We start from the raw sequence: 18359 nt of genomic DNA on the forward strand, positions 1-18359 counted from the left end.
CGTGGTGCTGCCGGGCAGTTACTAATGTGCCGTTGGGACCTCGGTTGTACGAAACGAGTTTGGGGTTCGCCCTGTCCATCGGTTGAAACTTTTGCGGAAACTCGCCGCGTCGCAAAATCCTAACAGTTCGGCAATATCAGCGACCGGTAGCGTCGTACGTATTAGATACTCGGTCGCCACTTTAAGACGCACTTCGTCGAGTACGTCTTGATAGCGCAAACCCTCATCGAGTAGGCGTCGCCGCAACGTACTTTCGCTCATTGATAAGCGGGCTGCCATGTGGGCAAGCTTTGGATAAGCACTGCCTGCCGCTAGCAATTCGTCTTGTACGCGGGCAGAGGTGATGCCTTTGGCTCGAGATTGGTGCATCACACGGTCACACTCGCGTTTGAAAATCTGCTTAGCGATTGGGTCGGCTGTTTGCACCGGGATTTCAAGGCCGATTCGCGGGAAGATCAGCGCGGTGCGTTCGGCGTTGCATTCTATGTTTTGGAAGGTTGCCGCCAGTGCATCATCATCTTCAGAAGGGGGGTGGTTGATGGCAAACGTTTCTACAGTGGGAACATCGCCGATCAGAAACCGCCGCGTCACAATGATGGTGGTGAACACCAAGTGTTTAAAAAACGCATCCAGTGCGGTGGGCAGACCGCGCGCATCGGCGTAGATCCAGACCTGATCGTTCTCTATGACCTTTGTAAAACGAAGGGTCGGTAAGAGGGTGGTGGCGTACCGAATGAAGAGATCGAGCGTCTCACCCAGTGTGCTTGCGGATAAAAGGGCATATCCGAACATGCCTTGGGTGCACACGTTGAGCTCTCGACCTAAGCGAACACCAAGGGCGGGTTGCTGTGTCGCGCGTAATGCGATCATGAATAGCTGGTTTTGTGTTTCTGTCGGATACTGTTCGATATCCCGCATCACGGCTTGGAGATCGTAGTCGCAAAACACCTCGGTGGGGGACAAACCCTCTGCCGACAAAACCGCCACTAATTGTTCGAATGCATGCGCCATCATGATGACGGTATTTTACCCATATAATGACGGGATAGTACCCCCTTGGTTTGGCGATCTCACTCTACACTAGCCTGAGTCAAATATAGGAGTGTTAGTGATGACGATTCAGTCTCGAAACGTGACGTTCGAACTCGATGATGAGCTTAGTCAAGATTGGGTCGCTGGAAATCCAGTGGCCACGGCCTTTTTTAATGCAATGTCGATGACCTTTCCGCTCGGTGAAAAGATGTTTGTCGATAGTGTTCGGCACTATATCGATGATCTTGAGGACCCGACGCTGGTGGCTGAGGCACGCGGGTTTTGTGCGCAAGAGGGTGTCCATCGACGTGAACACCGCCGGTACAACGAAACCTTGTGCAAAGTCCGAGGATACGACCTGGCGCGTATGGAGGATCCTTTTGCGAAGGATCTACAGTTCGCTCGCAAGCACCTCTCGCCCCTTCAACAGCTCGCGGGTACAGCTGCGATTGAGCACATTACGGCGATTATGGGCGAATCTGTACTGAAAGACGGAACGGTGTTTGAGGATGCCACGCCGACGCTCTCCAAGCTTTGGAAGTGGCACGGCGCTGAAGAGCTTGAGCATAAGTCCGTCGCCTTTGATGTCTTCAAGGCTGTGGGCGGCACCGAAAAGATGCTCCATGTCGCTATGCGCCGAGCGATGACCTTGGTGCTCAAGAACATCATTCGGATGATGCTCTATATGTTGCGGCACAACAGTACACGTACACGCCTACGGGATTGGCGAGAAGCGTGGGACATTCTGTTTGCTAGGACAGGACTCTCCGCAGAAATTAGGCTGCGGTATCGTGAATGGTTTGTGCCCGGATACCACCCCGCACAGCATGATACGACTGACTTGCTCGCAGCGTGGGAGGCGTCTTATAGCGAAGCGGCGGCATAGGCACCGCGATAACTCGCCGATAATGGGATAAGTGGTTTTCAAACCAAAGTTTATGGGTATATACTTGCAATTTAGCGGGTATATACCCACAAGTCCATTAAACGTCGATTAGGAGAACAAATGGTTGCCAAGAGGGTGATGTGCGCGAGCTGTGATATTCACTGCATGGTGAGTGCTGAGGTCCCCGAGAGCGGAAAAGTTGGCGACATCCGGATCAAAGCCACGGATCCAAGACCGATGCATGCGGACTTGTGTATCAAAGGCGTCAATTCTCCAGCCATCTTTGCAGACGAAAAGCGACTGATGACGCCGCTCAAGCGCGTCGGCGAACGAGGCTCAGGCGAGTGGGAAGAAGTCTCTTGGGACGAGGCGCTCGATGACATTGCGTCGCGGCTTCAATCGACCATTGATCAATACGGACCTGAGTCGTTTGCGGTATCGATGTCGCCCGCGATCGTGCAAAACGATTCGGGCATGGCGCGTCGCTTTATGAACCTCGTTGGTTCCCCGAACTTTATCAGTGGCGTGGCTGTGTGCATGGGCAACACATCCGCGGTCAACCGACTGACCTATGGGTGGTTTCCGTGGCCGGACTACGGCAACACGGAGTGCATCGTGCTGTTCGGTCACGACCCGAAACCCCACTCATGGACCACGATCTACAACTCCATTCTGCAAGCACAGGATCGGGGTGCGAAGCTCATTGTGATCGACCCTCGATACAACGAGAGTGCCAAACGTGCCGATCATTGGCTGCAACTCAAGCCGGGTACCGACGCCGCGCTCTGCTTCGGGTGGCTAAAAGTGATCCTCGATGAAGAGTTATACGACAAAGCGTTTGTCACAAACTGGACGCATGGGTTTGAAGAGTTTCGAGCGCGTGTCGATGAGTTTCCGCTTGACCGGGTGGAAGCCATTACTGGTGTCGATCGCGAACTCATCGCAGCCTCTGCTCGCATGTATGCTGCAGGTCCTTCGGTCATTCCATGGACGCCCATAACTGACCAACAGCGTAACTCAACCTCGGCGATTCGACTGCAGAGCATTCTTCGTGCCATTTGTGGTTTCTTAGATGTCCCTGGCGGTGAGACGATGCAGGGATTTAATCCGGATGTCGTGCCAGAAGTGGCGATGGAGCTGCATGATGCGTTGCCAGAGGAGAAGCGGCAGTTACAGCTCGGTGCTGAAAAACACCCGGTGTATACCTACAAAGCCATGGGGTACTTGCGAGAACCCACGGAGCGAGTTTGGGGGCACGAATGGGTGAACTTTATCGGTGGTAATTTTATGGCTCATCCAACCGCGGTCTTTCAGGCCATGGCGGAAGATGACCCTTATCCGGTGCGAGCACTTTTCTTGATGGCGAATAACGCCCTGATGAGCTACCCGAACATGCAGCTCGTCTACAAAGGGATGATGAAACAAGATTTGATTGTTGCCTTTGATCAAATCAAGAATCCATCCGCGCAGTTGGCGGACTATATCCTACCCAGTGACTCTTGGTTGGAGCGCCCTGTGCTTGCAGATGGGTTCGGTTGGACTTGTATCTATCGATTCTCACAACAAGTGGTGCAACCACCGGGCGAATGTCGAGGAGCGTATGACATCTGGAAAGGGCTGGCCGATCGAATGGGATTAGGCGAGCACTTCCCATGGGCGTCGATTGAGGACGTTTACGATCATCGTCTGGAAAAGTTAGGCGCGACGTTTGATCAGTTCTCATCCGAACAAAATTATCACTTCGGACCTTTCGATTTTAAGAAATATGAACGCACGGGGTTTGCCACGCCGACGGGTAAAGTCGAACTTACTTCGACGGTGCTCGATGATCTCGGGTTTGATGCGTTACCGTATTGGCGGGAAGACCCCATTGATGATCCGAATTATCCGCTCAGAATGTTCATTGGTGTACGGGAAGATGAGTATTTTCAGACCATGCACCGTCATGTGGAGCGGTTACGCAAACGCAATCCCGAACCCAAATTTTTTGTGTCGCCAAAAGATGCTGAGGCGGCGAGTCTTGCGCAGGATGATTGGGCAGAGGTAGTCACCCTTAACGGCAGTGTGAAAGCACGCGTGGAGGTCCAGGAAAGGATGCCGGAGGGTATTGTCCGAGTACCGCATGGTTGGTGGCAACCAGAGCGCATGGAAGGTGATGGTTCCCTGTCGGGTGCGTGGGAGTATTCAGACTCTCAGATTTGTCCGGATGACGATGATCATCTGGATTACGAGCAGGGCGTACCTCAATTGAAAGGCGTTGCTTGTCGTATACAACCCTATGGCGTCGAGCGTAACCGGGATCCCAATGAAGAAATAGAAACGTTCGATTACTATCGAAAACAAGTGTCTTAGGCTATCTCAAGCATGAACGAAAACTGTATTTGTATCGACGTACGCACCGCTGCACACAAACTAACTCAGACCTACGATCAGGTATTAGCGCCGTCTGGATTGACTGTGACGCAGTTTTCACAGATGAATCTGATACGCAGCCTCGATGCACCTACGCTGACAGACCTTGCGGCGGCGAGTGATTTGGAACGGAGCACGCTCGGCCGGAATCTCAAGGTGTTGGAGAAGATGGGCATGGTAACCATGAAGGTCGGCCGTGATGCCCGTAGTAAGACAATTCATTTAAGTCGTAAAGGCATGAATGCCTTCAAGAAAGCTGCGCCACTATGGTATTCGGCCCAGACAGAGTTGGCCGAACGGCTGGGTCTGGCGGGGCGAGCGCAGCTAGAAGATTTGTTATCCGCACTAACTGAACCGTTAGTGCTAAACCAGAATTAAGGAGAGGGAACATTATGGGTGCAGAAGCAAAATATTCGGTGTGCAGTATTTGCGACATTGGCTGCCAGGTCAGAACCGAAGTAAAAGATGGCCAAGTGAGCAGGGTTATCGCGCATGATAATCCGATGCTGGCGAACAACATCTGTTTCAAAGGCGTTGCGGCTCCGAGCATCCATAACCATCCGGATCGATTGCGTAAGCCACTCAAACGTGTAGGTGAGCGCGGTGAGGATAAGTGGGAAGAAATTTCCTACGAGCAGGCAATGGATGAGATTGCCGAGAGGCTCAAGAAGGTCGTCAATCAATATGGCCCTGAGAGCTTTGCCGTCTCAACATCAGGTTGGAACACACAAGTGACCTATGGCACAGATCGACGGTTCATGAACCTCTTGGGGTCACCGAACTGGACGAGTGGCGTAGCGCTGTGTGCGGGCAATACCGCGGCGGTTAACAAGCTCACCTACGGTTGGTTTCCGATGGGCGATTTCGGAAATACGAATTGCATCGTGCTCTTTGGACACAACCCGAAGAAACATTCGTGGACGCCGATCTACAACCAGATCGAGGCGGCTAGGGCTCGGGGTGCAAAAGTCATCGTGCTAGATCCACGCGTCTCCGAACAAGCTGAAGTCGCGGACCTTCACCTCAGACTGCGTGCCGGTACTGATGCGGCGATGTGTTTGGGTTGGCTAAAAGTCATCTTTGACGAGGAGCTGTACGACAAAGAATTTGTACGTGATTGGTGTGTGGGCTTTGATGAGCTAAAAGCTCGCGTAGATGAATATCCGCTCGAACGCGTGGAAGAAATCACCGGCGTCGACCGAAATCTGATCGCAGAATCCGCACGGATGTATGCCAATGCTGACGGTGCGATCATCCCTTGGACCCCGATTACCGATATGCAGATCTCATCCACCTCTGCGATTAGACTGCATTCAATTCTACGGGCCGTCACAGGTAACCTTGATGTCGTAGGTGGAGAAACGCTGGGTGGCTTCAACCAAAGCTATATTCCTGAGACAGAAATCTCGCTCCATGAAGAGCTGTCGGCAGAGCAAAAAGCCAAGCAGCTGGGTTACGACGATCATCCGGTATATACCTATAGAGTCGCGGAAATGCTTAAAGAACCCACCGAGAAGGTGTGGGGTTTCCCATATGCGGACATCGTGATGGGGTGTCACATGGCCAACCCGTCGAACCTATTTCGCGCGATGGCCACGGAAGATCCTTATCCGGTGAAAGCGTTCTTTGTCTTGGGTAATAACGCGCTCATGAGTTACCCGAATCAACACCAGATCCTAAAGGCGATGATGAATCAAGAACTCATAGTCGCCCATGAAATCTTTATGACGCCGACCGCCATGTTGGCGGACTATGTCATGCCGGGTGATGTCTTTAGCGAACGGAACCATGTGGCGGACAGTTGGAGTTGGACCACGCGGCTTTCGTTGTCGCAAAAGTCCGTGGAACCCGGTGAAGACATCAGTAGCACATACCAGTTTTGGAAGGACCTCGCGAAGCGGTTCGATTTTGGGAACCGATTCCCCTGGGAGAGCATTGAAGATGTGATCGATCATCGACTCTCACGATCGGGGCGTACGTTCGCGGATTTTGAAAAGACCGGGTTTATGGAAATGCAAACTCCTGAGTTCCGGAAATATCGTAAGACAGGTTTCGCAACACCTTCAGGCAAAGTTGAACTGTCCTCTTCGATTCTAAAAGATTTGGGCTTTGACCCTGTGCCGTATTACCGAGAGGGACCGGCGCTCACGGAGGAATTTCCTTACGCCGTCTTCTCGGGTGTCCGCGAAGACCCCTTTTTCCAAACGGGACAGCGCAACATTCCTGAACTGCGTAGACGTTGTCCGCTGCCCAGTATTTTCATACACCCTCAAGATGCTGAAAAAGAAGGGTTGGTCGATGGCGATTGGGTAGAACTGCAAACCGCCTATGGTCAAGTAACGGCAGAGCTTGCGGTTAAAGACAACATGAAAGAAGGTCACCTGCGTGTCCCACATGGTTGGTGGTATCCAGAGCTTCGAGGTCAAGCTGAACTTGGTGGCGCTTTTCTATCGAGTGATGCGGTTCTGTGCTCAGATGACGATGAGTTTTTAGACCACGAACAAGGTATCCCACACTTTAAAGGGTACCCGGGTCGAGTCGTCAAAGTAGAGAAACCCGAACTACTGAACGGAGAACTTTAAGCATCATGACCAAGAGAACCGCACGCCAACATCGCATGCTTGAGCTCAAGTCCAAGTTGATGTCTAAGGTGGCCAACAAGTTGTTCACGTTTAAGGAAACGGGGATAGATGGCTTTGTGAAAAGAAAATTCTTACCGGCGACAAAGCCCAACCAAAACGCAACGAGTTAGTTGAGGGACGAATGAAGCTACGACTATTAGAAGACTCGATACGTCTGCGCTTGTTGGAACCTGAGGTCGCGGATATTGCGGCAGGTACACCGGTTGTGGGTAAGACCAGCATGCCGGGTGGGGCGCTGTTGTACCGTCTATCTGTGAGTGGAGAGGATGTCCAAGCGGCGTTCATTGACTCAACCATAGAGGTCACGATTTCGGAAGAGATTGCACAAGAGTGGGCGAGGTCACAGCAAGTGTCGATTCGTGGCGCTTCGCCCATTGCTGAGGGAGAGACCAAAATTCTGATTGAGAAGGATTTCACCTGCATCAATCCGGCAGACGGTGAAGATCAAACTGGTACCTTTGCCAATCCGAATCTTCAACATTGACGGTGAATGAGATCTTTTTAAGGCAAATGGTCGACGATGTTTGATCGATGGGTGAACGATCTCTTTAATTGGTTGATTCGCTGGAACACAGCCAATACGTTAGAGGGGTATCAAGCGTATCCAGCGTCGAATACGGCGGTATTGTTGGTGGATACGCAAACAGCCTTGTTGCAAGAAGATCCCCCATTTGCAGAGCGCCTAAAGGTGCTGGTTGAGTTTGCTCGTTCGAAAAATTTTGGACTGATCTACAGTCCCTACGATCCGGGTGCGAATCATGCCTTTCCCACGGCTGGCCATCAGATGTTGAAATCGCGGCTGTCGTCTCCAGTTGGCGCGAGATTTCCATCGGCAATAAGCCCCGTGGCGGGTGACGTTGTCCTGCCGCCGCGTGCGCTGTTCAGTGCATTTAGCCAAACGAACTTAAGAAAGGTGTTGGAAGATAATGGGTGGCAACGATTGGTTGTCGTCGGACCGCTGACGCTCGTCTCGTTGGACTCTACAGTTCGAGATGCAGTGCAGTATGACTTCCACGTTACGGTGCTGGAAGATGTGACAGGCTTAGCGGATTCAGACACCACTAAAAAACACCTCAGGCATACCTTCTCGCGCACAGCACACAGCATCTTGGACTTCGAATCGTTTAGATCTGCTGTCGAAGATACGCAAACTAACCAGGTCAGCTAACGATGAGTACACGAAGACAGACGATTAAGACGCTGTTGATTTCCGGGATTGCTGCCGTCGTTGGACCGTTTATTCGCGCTTCCGCTCGCAACTCAGAACAGACGATCGGCGCGGATGGATCGGTGTCCGCTGACATGGCACCTGCTCCCAAAACCGCGTTGGTGGTGGTTGATCCCTACAACGACTTCATGTCCGAAGACGGGGGCGCGTGGTTGTTGGTACGGCTCGTTGCTGAAGATAACGGGTTGGTTGAGAACCTCAGGCACCTTGTGCAGGTGGCGCGTCGCACGGGTACTACGGTCGCGTTTGCACCTCATCATCGATATCGCGAAGGGTCCCACTCAGAGCGAACCTTCCCTGCGCCAGCACAACTCCAGCAGATTGGCAGTCAGGCGTTTGCAACGGGGGAGTTTGGTGGCGAGTATGTGAGCGGCCTTGAGCCTCAAGAAGACGATATCGTGTCAAGTGAGCACTCTTGCTCCAGTGGTTTTGCCGAGACGAACCTACACGAGCAACTACAGAGTCGTGACATCACCCACCTAATAGTGGGCGGATGTATTTCAAATACCTGTATCGAAGCGACAGTGCGGAGCGGTGTTGATCTCGGTTACCACGTCACGGTGGTTTCGGATGGTATTGCGGCATTTTCCCCTGTCGGACACGAATTAGCGCTCAATGAAAGTTTCCCCTTGGTTGCACATCGAGTGTTAACCTCCGTTGAAGCTATAAAGGAACTTGAGGGCTAAGCGCTTCTTGTATCTAGCAGGTACCAGATAGAAAAATTCGAGCTGGTGGGCAAAATGAGCCTATCGAGCCGTGACGGAAGAAGTCGATATCAGCTTTGCCGTTGAGCACGGCCGCTACCTTCAAGCCCTCGACACAGGGTGTGTCACAGAAGTTGCGCTTTTGACATCGGACGAATTGTCGCTCTATGCAAAATTGGTGGCGAGACGACGGATCGGATTAGGGGAGTGCTCGGCCATTGACTATGCAGTGTCGCAACGCTGTGGCGCCGCTATTGATGATCGTCGCGCCACCAAGCAAGCACGAAGGGAATCGAGTGATTTAACGATCGGTCGGAGACAAGATTTGATGGTGTCTATGATTTCGGAAGGGCGGGTTACGGTCGATCAGGCCGATGAACGCAACCGTGAGTGGGCATCGGATCATCATTTCAAACTGACCTTCGATTCCTTTGCCGATCTGCTTGGTTAGAAGGTTTGTGGTAACGGTTTGATTGGCTAATACAGCATCTGTCGGCGTAAGGTAGCACGCGAGACATGATGGTTCTGAAAGTACACCTCATACGACTCGTACTGGGTGCGGTTGTGGATCATATTGCCACCCAACGCCGTGTCGTCTTTCCATGCGATTTCATCGCCAAGTTCAACGGGGTCCTCACCCATCAATTCAAAGATTGAGAAGCCTTGGGGTGTCCGTATGGCCACCATGCCTCGATGATGATTAATATCTACCACTAAGCCGTTCATGGCGTCGGTCTCCGAGCTGATGCGCTTTCTTTCCTTATATAGTAACGCTATAACTGGATAAATCCACAGCATCTCTTGTCAGCGTGAAGGCAGAAGAATTTGACTAAATCGGCTCATCAGGGTCGACCCGCTCTTGGCTGGTTTCGGTGCTGAGTAGCCCCTTCCCGGCGTGATCGTCAAATCGAGCGGCATCTTCGACGTATTCGCGGACCGTTTCGAGTGATCGGTGGCGTGAGTGTTCGGCCATCTTGAAGAGATTTTTGCGCTCTTGTGCAGCTGAGGTGAGAAAGCCTCGGCGTAGGCTATGGCCCGCATAGTGGGCGGGTTCGAGTCCGGCGCGTTCTGCGTGGTCCTTCACCACGAGCGCCACACTTTGTGGCGTCATTTGAGACTGACCGATGGCGTCTCCTTTGTGCATGCGCAAAAAGACCGCACCACTGGTGATCTCGCTCACGGTGATCCAGTCTTTGAGCGCTTGCACAGGACAGTGGGGTGAGGTGGGTTCGGCTGGTATCGCGACCACCTGGCCTTGGCTCTCTTGGTCGGTTTTCGAAGACGGTAACGTCACCCTGACGCCTTCGTCAGCAAAGGCCAGATGATCTATTTCGATGGCGACGAGTTCGGAACGTCGAAACGCCCCCGCAAAGCCAAAGAGGAGGAGCGCCCGATCACGTAAGCCTTTCCGAGTTTGCTCCGTGACCATGTTAGCCATCCGTGTGATGTCATCAGGCAGAGCAGCTTTTTTCTTTTTTGGGACCCGCTGAGCGTCGCGACGTATGCCTTTCATCAGTTCATTGACGGCGGGTTCATCATCAGGAGGTGGATAGCCGCTGCCTTTGTGGACCACGCGAATGCTGATCAGACGCCGCTTGATTGTCGAGGGTGCGAGTCCGTCCGCTGCTTGTTTGGATAGAAATGAGATCAAGGTGTTCGTGGTCGTAGGGAGCGCTGGCAGCTTGTAGGTTTCGCAGTAGGCTTCAAATTGTCGCCAATCACTTTGGTAAGCAGTCCAGGTGGCCTCAGAGCGTGCTTTACGTAACAAGCGCTGCGCGTTGTCGATGATGCCCTTCAGTTCGGCTTCTTGGAGCGCGTTGCGCTCCACAGATCCTTCGATGGGTGAAAAATCGACGCGAATACTGGGTACAGTGACCACTAGCTCCGAGGATTCATCCATGGCTTTGATCGCTTATTTTGGGGCTCCGATATCGATGCAAAATTGACGCTCTAAATAACTATCGAGAACGTAGGTTATCGATAGTTATGGATAAAGACTAGTTAATTATAGCTGGTTTGTACGTAGCTAAATTTTGTGAGTATTATGTAAAATATATTGACTAAATAAGTTGATAGTGGACAAATATGAGATGTGATTCGGAAAGAATACATAAAAGTTAAACGTAAATAGAAAGGATTTCTGGTGTAATTAAATAGTTGCGACTGTTCGGGAGATCTTTATAATGCCGCGTCCCATAAAAACCAGCTTGAAACGGTACAGTGATACATGAGTAAGCGCGGCATTTCGTTCAGATACCACGAAGATGACGGTCGACTGGATACGTCTCTAGGTAAGGTTGGCGAAATGGAGCACTTTCGGCGGGGCATCATGCTGGCGTTGCTGGTGGAGCGCAGAAAAGCCGACGGGGCGCACGTGGGCTGGTACTGCACCAAGTCGCGCCAGTTTGTGGGTGATGTCAGCTTTACAGATTGCATGGAAGAACCCAGCGGGAAGCGAGAAGAAAGTATGTGCTTCAAGCTGGAAGGTGAAGGCTTTTATGGCTTGGATGAGCTGGAACGCAACCCACGATATGCCCGGTACGACAATAAACCCGCCCAGCTGTATCGCTTTATCATTCGTCTATATACGCAGTTCAGTGCCAAACACATCAATCACAAACTGGCGCTGGTCGAATTAAGCGGCAACGCGCCGGTGCGCGAGATTCGCCTGCCCGGCCTGCCCTACTTGCTCCCGACACTGGTGTCTGGTGATGTGGTGGAACAGGGGTTCTCAAATCCGGATAAGCAAGATCTGATCAAAGCGTATCTTGGCCAAGATGAAGTCCTAGATCGCCATGTGCGACTGTTTGAGGGCGACACGCCGGATAGCATTCCGGATTTCTCGGATACGCTGTTTTTGTGTCAGGCCATCTTATCTACGTGGACAAATCAGCGCGCAGACGTGGTTGCATACGTCAACAGTCCTGTGTTCGATGACGTGGTTAAAGCAGTGGCGGAAGCGCGTCGTACCGCCTTTGATGAGAGTCCCAAGGCACGTCAGGGATATCGCCTGCACCATGAGCTTCCGAGAGACATCAGTGACCCAGAAATCCTTGATCAATCGCAAGCCCTTCACGCTTTTCTCGTTGAAAAAACGCGAGATGCGTTAGCAGGCTTTAAAGACCAAGTTCCGATGAGTCTTGATGCGTTAAGTAGTTGTAGCCCACTACGCGATTTTCTTCGCCTTTGGCAATACGAAAGCCTCGATTGCCGGGCCGCTTGGTGGGTCGAAAGAGAAGCCAGGCGCATCTTTAAAGGCACCGAGTCTCCATTGGCGAATATGGCGTTTCGCCTGCTTTGTCGTGTCGCTGACAACGTTGAAGATCGTAAGCAGGCGTTTACTGCGCTCAACCGGTTGGACTTGGCAGATGAGGAGAAGGCTCTGATCAAGGAAGCGCCCTCTGATGCGCCCGTTGATGTTGCCGGTTTAAGAGACAAAATTGAGGGCTTGTGGAAAATCAAAGATCATGGCTGGCGCACCGATACCAGCTCGCCGTGGTTGATTGGTCGCGATCAGGCGGTGCGATGTTTGGTGATTGGCGAGCAGCTCGCGAATAGGCTGTTAGGGAGCCCGCTGGGATTTTCCTATGCGGCTTACGACTATCATAACGGCATCGCGCAAATGTGTTGGTCGCACTCGGGACGCCTCGACGAAGACCGAACGGAAGCTCGAAATCTGGTCGATGGGTTGATCGAACTCCGCCAGCTCGAAATGCACGTAGCAGGCGCGAAACGTGGAGATTTTGTCGGCACAGGCCGGCGTGTGGCTTCAGAGGAAGGCGTGCTGGTCGCGGGCCACACGGTCCGCCGCGCCTTCACGCTAGAAATCCAAGGTGCAAATCTCCGCCAGGTTGATCGGGTCATGAACCGTATTCTCCAAGCTGCGGAAATTTCAACCACCGTCTTGAAGTGATGGGACCGCGGGTGACTTTGTCGCATGGTCGCAGCGGATCTTGTTGATCGCCGGTCCCTGTGGCTTGCGGGCTGTGTGCTAGGGGATTGCGGGACTGGCCCAGGTTAAGTCTCCCACTAAATTCCACCAAACTTTCATTATTACACAATATTTTTCAAGGCAATATAGCCCTATTGTCACTAATGACATAGCGGTCCCGCTGATAGATAAATGTAGAAGATCGCCACCAATTTTATAAATACCTAGATTTTAGCATCACATCTGTAATAATCTCGCTTACATCTTCCTTCTGGATGGGGAACGCGTGTGAGTGAGAAGCACGAAAAAATTAAAGAGCAAACAAAAGAGCGCAAAAAGGCCGCACGCAGCGCAGCCACGGTATTCACAGACGTAGTTGCGACGGCGTCGGAGCCAGGTCCGGCAAGTTTTGGCGTCATGGCCTACCGGGGTGTTAAAGGGTACGTCTATGACCCGCTGGTTGAATGGGTCCACGCGTACAAGGTCGAATCTTGGCGGGTTGAGAAACTTCATCAGGATCTGGGTGACACGAAATTGGGGACTGGTCGACCCGATGACGTCATTGCAGCGGAAGTTGAAAAGCTCGAACCGCTGCTGAAGAAGATGAATCCTGGTGAGCCTGGCCGTGCGGGTCGGACCGCGAATCAACCGTCACGGGGCGGGACGCGATCGCGCAACCGTCGAAAACGTGTAACGCCGCCCTATGACACTGTGGCATTGGATCCGGCCATCGATAATGAGGCCGTTATTGCTCAAATTGTTGAGCTGATGTACGCGTGCAAGATGAGAAAGGTCGTGTTGTCTAGTCTGCCGGGCTATTGTGGCTGGCGTGTCGCGGGCGACCTCGCTGGAAAGTGGTTGACCGATGCTTGCGACTTCTGTGAGATCATCATTGATGACTCCTCTGATAACGGCCTAGAGCAGCGGGAGTTCATGACCCGGCCGGATAGCATGGTGTCGGGGGGTTTGGTTTCTCTGCCGACTTATATGGCGACTGGTGATGGTTACGGCTTGCGCCACGGGTATCACGTTAGCCGACCTGCGGGGACGCTCCTGTTACCCATCCTGGTCAAAGGACGAATGCCGGATTCTGGAGAGGTGAGAATTGTGGCCCTTGAGAACACCGGCGCTCACTTGGTGGCCACGCGCTACTCGGAGGACCACAGCAAGATCAAGGCTCACATTGTCGGCCCCGAGTCAGCACAAGCCCCGTTTCCCCTCAACGAAGGTGATCACGTTGTGATGGCATCCACTCAGGCAATGTATGCCGAACGAATTGGTAAGTTGACACCGGCCACCCAAAAACCGCACGAAGAATTGCTGGTGTTCGCGTGGCGTCGACGCTACTGGTCTAACAATACATTTAAGGAGCTTCGCCGCAACATTGAGCAGTTGCTGTTCAATGCTTGGCGGATGGCTCGCGAAGATACTGATGCACTTGACGCGTTTAAGAACAACGAGGCGCACAGCAAACGATTTCAAGAAGTCGCGATGCCAGTGTTCGGGTGATGTTAGATTCGACGTGGATGAGCGTCGTCATCATTGAAAAACAGCCAGCGCTATTCCCCTAAATGGTCACAGTGACACACAGGTCAAACTCCTTAGGGCCAAGCGGTGCCCGCCTTCAATATTTCGGCTGGCTGGCTGGCTTTTTGTCGCTGCGTCTGTCCGTCCAAGGTAAGCGCTCTGCGAACGACGTGTACCGATGCTAGATTTGATTGTGTAGAACAGTCTGTTTCGATAAAGGAGACAGGCATGGCACTGACGAAGAATCAGCTGTATTGGAAATCCCATCTGGAAGCGCTGCAGTCGTTCGACGGCACAGCGGCGGAGTACGCAAGGCTGCACGATCTCGAAGTGAAGAAGCTGTACGTGTACAAATCGTGGTGGCGCGATCACGGTGGCGAAGTTGAGCAAGCAGCATCTGGCTTTGTCAGGGTGACGACGCAAACAGCCCAAGCACAGTACAGCCCTGGCGTTCAGGTGATGCTGCCGAATGGTGTGCGTCTGGGGTTGCCGGATGTGACAGCGCCAGGCCTTCTGGAACGGCTTGCACGTTTGTGAGCCACGCGTCTGTGAGTCAAGCGGCCCGCCATCTGACGATCTGGCCGGTGGATATCGTGGTGTATCTGCATCGTGCGCCGGTCGATTTCCGTAAACAGATCAATGGCCTGGTCGTGTTGGTGAGTGAGTCGATGCAGTCGGATGTGTTTAAGCCTGCACTGTATGTATTTACCAACAGCGCTCGTAATCGGGTGAAGGTGTTGTACTGGGATGGTGATGGCTTCTGTTTATGGTTGAAGCGCCTAGAGAAGGCTCGGTTCATCTGGCCGGTGGCGCACGCGTCCGATGTACTCAAGTTGTCGGGTGATCAGCTCAACTGGCTGATTGGTGGCTACGATATCTTCCGATTCCCTCCCAACGAAGTGCTATCTTTTGATGCGATAACATAAAAGCGCACGTATAATGGCGAGTCATGGAAACACTGGCTCGCCAAACGTTACCGGATGATATCGAGGCTTTAAAAGACCTCGTAATCGAGCAACAAGCAGTCTATCTAGCCGCACTCAAAGAGGCCGAGCTACAACTCGCCAAGTATGAAGAAGAACGCCGCGTTGATCGTGCCAGACGCTTTGGTGCGAGTACTGAGGCAGGCGATCTCCAAGCCAACCTCTTTGATGAGGCAGAAGCATTTAAAGAAGCGGTAGACGATACTGCGGATGAGACGGATGCAGACGTCGTTGAGGTTGCCGCGCACAGTAAACGGCGTCCGAAGCGCAAGCCGCTACCCAAAGACCTGCCCCGTGTGGTTGTCACCCACAAGTTAGATGAGTCGGATAAGTGCTGTCCTTGCGGATGCGAGATGCGGATCATCGGTGAGAAGGTCAGTGAACAGATCGATGTGATCCCGGCTCAGGTCTACATCTTAGAGCACCATCGACCCACCTACAGTTGCCCGAAGTGCGATGAATCGATCAAAACGGTGCCCATGCCAGTTCAACCGATCCCGAAGAGTGTGGCGAGCCCCGGGTTACTGGCCCATGTTGCAGTGGCCAAGTATGCTGATGGGTTACCCCTCTATCGCCAATCGAAGCAGTTCGAGCGCCTGGGCATCGATTTACCCAGAAATACGCTGGCCCGTCACATGATCAAGGTGGGTGAGTTGATCGAGCCTTTGATCGAAGCGCTGACCGAGCACATCAGAGGCTACGATGTGATGCAGATGGATGAAACGCCGGTGCAGGTCTTAAAGGAGCCCGGCAAAGTGGCCCGCAGTAAGAGTTATATGTGGGTGATGAAGGGCGGACCGCCGGACCATCAGGGGATCGTATACCACTACGATCCAACACGCGCACAAGGGGTGCCAAAGCAACTGCTAGACAACTATCAAGGCTATCTGCAAACGGACGGCTATGCCGGTTACAACGCCATCTTGACTCAAGACGACATCATCGGCGTGGGATGTTGGGCGCATGTACGGCGCAAGTTCATGGAGGCCAAGAAAGCTCTACCCAAAGCGGATCAGAACAAAGGCAACCGGGTGAACCAGGCGCTGGCGTTTATCAGCAAGCTGTATCAGTTGGAGCGCCGACTCAAAGACAAAGACCCTGAGACTCGGCAAAGAAACCGACAGAACGAAGCTGTGCCCGTACTCAACAAGTTCAAAGCGTGGTTGGACAAACAATCGGTGCCGAGTACCACGTATCTCGGCAAGGCGATCCAGTACACCCAGGGGCAATGGCCGCGGTTAGGGATCTACCTAGGAGACGGCCGAGTCTCGATCGACAACAACGGTGTTGAGAACGCCATCCGACCCTTCGCGCTCGGACGGAAAAACTGGTTGTTCTCTGATAGCCAGGGCGGGGTCAAAGCCAGTGCCAATCTGTACTCTCTGATCGAGACGGCCAAAGCCAATGGCTTGAACGACTACGCCTACCTGAAGTACGTGTTCGCTGAGTTGCCCCGAATAAGCAACGACGAAACCGCTACACTGCTGCCCTGGAACATCGATCCGGAAATGCTTAGCCGCCAGCTCAACAAACCCAGCTAAACAACACGCCGTTCACTGAACGCTTACCGTCCAAGCCGTTTGAATCCCCGCGTTTAACTGGAATGCTCATCGTAGTCGTGCAGAGCATCCCAAACCTTTCGGGTCGAAAGCAGGCGCTCACTACTGCGTGGCTTTACAAAGCGTTAGGACAGAAACAGTTACTTCTCGATTCTGAAAACACGTTGAGCGATAGTTCCAACTGGGTGCCGATAAAAATTCGAGGCGCCAGTCAGTTCAAGAAACCGTGATAGTGCCTGACCGATTGAACGGCTTCACAAAATCGCTGGGTGGTGGTGCGATCCATGATCACAGTGCGATCATCGACTCGAATGTACACACTGTCTTCTTCGTAGAAGGATGATCGTCCAATTTCTAGGCTCATTTCAGATTTTCCGACCTGGTCCTTAACGATCTCTTCAAAATAGCAGGTTGTGGCCATATCGATTTATTCCTGGTTAGGATTCTCTTAAGTTGATTTCGCGGCGGATGTGATCCATGAACCTATCCTGCCATCCATCAGTGTGCACAAAGCGATCATATTGTTCGCTGGTCCCCGCGAGCAGTTCTAGGCGGGAACGTTGAGACAGCACTTCCCAGTTTTCATAGAGTACATAGAGTGCATTGCCATAGGTTATGTTCTCGAACACCACGAGATCATCAAAAAATTTGGCGCCTACATAGCTGGTATATCGGCCGGTCCCCTTAAGAAAGTGCTCGGGATTCAATTGGCTAAAGAGCTCGATTCGAGATTCAGCGACATCACTGTCGGTGTTGCTACGGGTCTGACTCCGAATTGCGGCAATCAGCGCACCGCGCTCCCCTGGTGGGAATATTTCCCAATCGAGTCCGATGGTTTGGAGGTAGTCGTCTCGCGATACATCGCTGGGGTACACATCGACCGCACCGACATTCTCTTGTAGTAAGTTGAGGCAGAAGAGCAGATCGCCTTCGTAGTCAGCGCTTCCAACATCGATCGTGTGCCCGACCTGAAACGTCATCGCTGCCGAACGATCGCTTTCTGAAATCAGATCCACCGACAGCTCTAAGAATCGTGGCTCGAAATAGGTCCGTTGATACACCTCCCGATCGTGGGAGTGGGTGTGGTAGCCATAAGTGCTGCCATCCCCAAAGTTCGGCGTTTCCCATGAGAACGTCTTCGTCACCTTAGGAAGGTCCCGTCGGACGATTTCCCTGCCGTGAATGTTGTAGGTGCTATATTTTCCAGCCTGAGGAATGGGCAGCACGCTGCGGCGAAATGCTACGGTCCCGTCTGTGTTGAGGCGGATATCCAGGTGCGCATACACACCCTCGCTCAGGTCTTGTTTGGCTATTTTCTTGTTCGTGGCAACGGTAATGAGGGGGGAATCGATGGCATCGATTTTCGCTCGGATATGTTTGGGGATGGCTCGGAAACTTTTTTGCCAGGGATGTTTGATGTAAGCCATTTCAGCCCCTCTTCGTTGTATCAAGCTA

General features: G+C 52.6%; 18 protein-coding genes. 13 read left to right on the forward strand and 5 right to left on the reverse strand.

Annotation, left to right across the window (positions count from 1 at the left end; translation table 11 throughout):
* Nucleotides 1–21: 21 nt before the first annotated feature.
* Complete coding sequence (locus tag ACMZ66_RS00100) at nt 22–1014, reverse strand: AraC family transcriptional regulator ligand-binding domain-containing protein (RefSeq protein WP_416933280.1); 993 nt, start codon at nt 1012–1014, stop codon at nt 22–24.
* A gap of 97 nt (nt 1015–1111) precedes the next feature.
* Between ACMZ66_RS00100 and ACMZ66_RS00105 the strand changes: the two genes are divergently transcribed.
* The 8 genes from ACMZ66_RS00105 (at nt 1112) to ACMZ66_RS00140 (ending at nt 9355) form a co-directional block, all read left to right on the forward strand.
* On the forward strand, nt 1112–1918 hold the full coding sequence (locus ACMZ66_RS00105) for a metal-dependent hydrolase (protein WP_416933282.1): 807 nt from the start codon (nt 1112–1114) through the stop codon (nt 1916–1918).
* A gap of 120 nt (nt 1919–2038) precedes the next feature.
* Entirely contained in the window at nt 2039–4270 is a 2232-nt protein-coding gene (locus ACMZ66_RS00110) for a molybdopterin-containing oxidoreductase family protein (RefSeq protein WP_416933284.1), read from the forward strand.
* Nucleotides 4271–4282: 12 nt separating this feature from the next.
* Entirely contained in the window at nt 4283–4708 is a 426-nt protein-coding gene (locus ACMZ66_RS00115) for a MarR family winged helix-turn-helix transcriptional regulator (protein ID WP_416933286.1), read from the forward strand.
* 14 nt (nt 4709–4722) lie between these two features.
* Nucleotides 4723–6912, forward strand: coding sequence for a molybdopterin-containing oxidoreductase family protein (locus ACMZ66_RS00120; protein ID WP_416933288.1), 2190 nt, complete (start codon nt 4723–4725; stop codon nt 6910–6912).
* Between the two features lie 181 nt (nt 6913–7093).
* A complete protein-coding gene (locus ACMZ66_RS00125; RefSeq protein WP_416933290.1) occupies nt 7094–7456 on the forward strand; it encodes a DUF7009 family protein in 363 nt (120 codons plus the stop codon).
* Nucleotides 7457–7492: 36 nt separating this feature from the next.
* Nucleotides 7493–8140, forward strand: coding sequence for a cysteine hydrolase family protein (locus tag ACMZ66_RS00130; RefSeq protein ID WP_416933292.1), 648 nt, complete (start codon nt 7493–7495; stop codon nt 8138–8140).
* 2 nt (nt 8141–8142) lie between these two features.
* A complete protein-coding gene (locus ACMZ66_RS00135; protein ID WP_416933294.1) occupies nt 8143–8886 on the forward strand; it encodes an isochorismatase family cysteine hydrolase in 744 nt (247 codons plus the stop codon).
* Between the two features lie 70 nt (nt 8887–8956).
* A complete protein-coding gene (locus ACMZ66_RS00140) occupies nt 8957–9355 on the forward strand; it encodes a hypothetical protein (protein ID WP_416933296.1) in 399 nt (132 codons plus the stop codon).
* Nucleotides 9356–9381: 26 nt separating this feature from the next.
* Here ACMZ66_RS00140 and ACMZ66_RS00145 read toward each other — a convergent pair whose 3' ends face one another.
* Nucleotides 9382–9630, reverse strand: a complete 249-nt coding sequence (locus ACMZ66_RS00145; protein ID WP_416933298.1) for a hypothetical protein — start codon at nt 9628–9630, stop codon at nt 9382–9384.
* Nucleotides 9631–9733: 103 nt separating this feature from the next.
* Nucleotides 9734–10804, reverse strand: coding sequence for a site-specific integrase (locus tag ACMZ66_RS00150; protein WP_416933300.1), 1071 nt, complete (start codon nt 10802–10804; stop codon nt 9734–9736).
* 327 nt (nt 10805–11131) lie between these two features.
* Here ACMZ66_RS00150 and ACMZ66_RS00155 point away from each other — a divergent pair, with 327 nt between their 5' ends.
* The 5 genes from ACMZ66_RS00155 to tnpC all read left to right on the forward strand — a co-directional run bounded on the left by ACMZ66_RS00155 (nt 11132) and on the right by tnpC (nt 16886).
* The gene (locus ACMZ66_RS00155) at nt 11132–12817 is read left to right on the forward strand and encodes a hypothetical protein (RefSeq protein WP_416933302.1); all 1686 of its coding nucleotides are present in this window, start codon (nt 11132–11134) and stop codon (nt 12815–12817) included.
* Between the two features lie 306 nt (nt 12818–13123).
* The gene (locus ACMZ66_RS00160) at nt 13124–14344 is read left to right on the forward strand and encodes a hypothetical protein (RefSeq protein WP_416933304.1); all 1221 of its coding nucleotides are present in this window, start codon (nt 13124–13126) and stop codon (nt 14342–14344) included.
* 246 nt (nt 14345–14590) lie between these two features.
* On the forward strand, nt 14591–14899 hold the full coding sequence (gene tnpA / locus ACMZ66_RS00165; protein WP_416933306.1) for an IS66 family insertion sequence element accessory protein TnpA: 309 nt from the start codon (nt 14591–14593) through the stop codon (nt 14897–14899).
* 11 nt (nt 14900–14910) lie between these two features.
* On the forward strand, nt 14911–15288 hold the full coding sequence (tnpB, locus tag ACMZ66_RS00170; RefSeq protein WP_416933308.1) for an IS66 family insertion sequence element accessory protein TnpB: 378 nt from the start codon (nt 14911–14913) through the stop codon (nt 15286–15288).
* A 23-nt stretch (nt 15289–15311) separates the two neighbouring features.
* Nucleotides 15312–16886: an IS66 family transposase gene (tnpC, locus tag ACMZ66_RS00175; protein ID WP_416933310.1), complete on the forward strand. Its 1575-nt coding sequence runs from the start codon at nt 15312–15314 to the stop codon at nt 16884–16886.
* A gap of 229 nt (nt 16887–17115) precedes the next feature.
* Here the strand turns inward: tnpC and ACMZ66_RS00180 are convergent, their stop codons facing one another.
* Both ACMZ66_RS00180 and ACMZ66_RS00185 read right to left on the reverse strand, forming a co-directional pair.
* A complete protein-coding gene (locus ACMZ66_RS00180; RefSeq protein ID WP_416933312.1) occupies nt 17116–17268 on the reverse strand; it encodes a hypothetical protein in 153 nt (50 codons plus the stop codon).
* Nucleotides 17269–17341: 73 nt separating this feature from the next.
* Nucleotides 17342–18331 (reverse strand): hypothetical protein, encoded by a 990-nt coding sequence (locus ACMZ66_RS00185; protein ID WP_416933314.1) that lies wholly within the window; start codon nt 18329–18331, stop codon nt 17342–17344.
* Between the last annotated feature and the right edge of the window lie 28 nt (nt 18332–18359).

The organism is Thalassospira sp., assembly GCF_048059015.1.
GTDB lineage: Bacteria > Pseudomonadota > Alphaproteobacteria > Rhodospirillales > Thalassospiraceae > Thalassospira.

Coding starts and splice junctions, on each gene's coding strand:
- ACMZ66_RS00100 (WP_416933280.1), bottom strand. CDS start 1,014: ATGATGGCGCATGCATTCGAACAATTAGTGGCGGTTTTGTCGGCAGAG.
- ACMZ66_RS00105 (WP_416933282.1), top strand. CDS start 1,112: ATGACGATTCAGTCTCGAAACGTGACGTTCGAACTCGATGATGAGCTT.
- ACMZ66_RS00110 (WP_416933284.1), top strand. CDS start 2,039: ATGGTTGCCAAGAGGGTGATGTGCGCGAGCTGTGATATTCACTGCATG.
- ACMZ66_RS00115 (WP_416933286.1), top strand. CDS start 4,283: ATGAACGAAAACTGTATTTGTATCGACGTACGCACCGCTGCACACAAA.
- ACMZ66_RS00120 (WP_416933288.1), top strand. CDS start 4,723: ATGGGTGCAGAAGCAAAATATTCGGTGTGCAGTATTTGCGACATTGGC.
- ACMZ66_RS00125 (WP_416933290.1), top strand. CDS start 7,094: ATGAAGCTACGACTATTAGAAGACTCGATACGTCTGCGCTTGTTGGAA.
- ACMZ66_RS00130 (WP_416933292.1), top strand. CDS start 7,493: ATGTTTGATCGATGGGTGAACGATCTCTTTAATTGGTTGATTCGCTGG.
- ACMZ66_RS00135 (WP_416933294.1), top strand. CDS start 8,143: ATGAGTACACGAAGACAGACGATTAAGACGCTGTTGATTTCCGGGATT.
- ACMZ66_RS00145 (WP_416933298.1), bottom strand. CDS start 9,630: ATGAACGGCTTAGTGGTAGATATTAATCATCATCGAGGCATGGTGGCC.
- ACMZ66_RS00150 (WP_416933300.1), bottom strand. CDS start 10,804: ATGGATGAATCCTCGGAGCTAGTGGTCACTGTACCCAGTATTCGCGTC.
- ACMZ66_RS00155 (WP_416933302.1), top strand. CDS start 11,132: ATGAGTAAGCGCGGCATTTCGTTCAGATACCACGAAGATGACGGTCGA.
- tnpA (WP_416933306.1), top strand. CDS start 14,591: ATGGCACTGACGAAGAATCAGCTGTATTGGAAATCCCATCTGGAAGCG.
- tnpC (WP_416933310.1), top strand. CDS start 15,312: ATGGAAACACTGGCTCGCCAAACGTTACCGGATGATATCGAGGCTTTA.
- ACMZ66_RS00180 (WP_416933312.1), bottom strand. CDS start 17,268: ATGAGCCTAGAAATTGGACGATCATCCTTCTACGAAGAAGACAGTGTG.
- ACMZ66_RS00185 (WP_416933314.1), bottom strand. CDS start 18,331: ATGGCTTACATCAAACATCCCTGGCAAAAAAGTTTCCGAGCCATCCCC.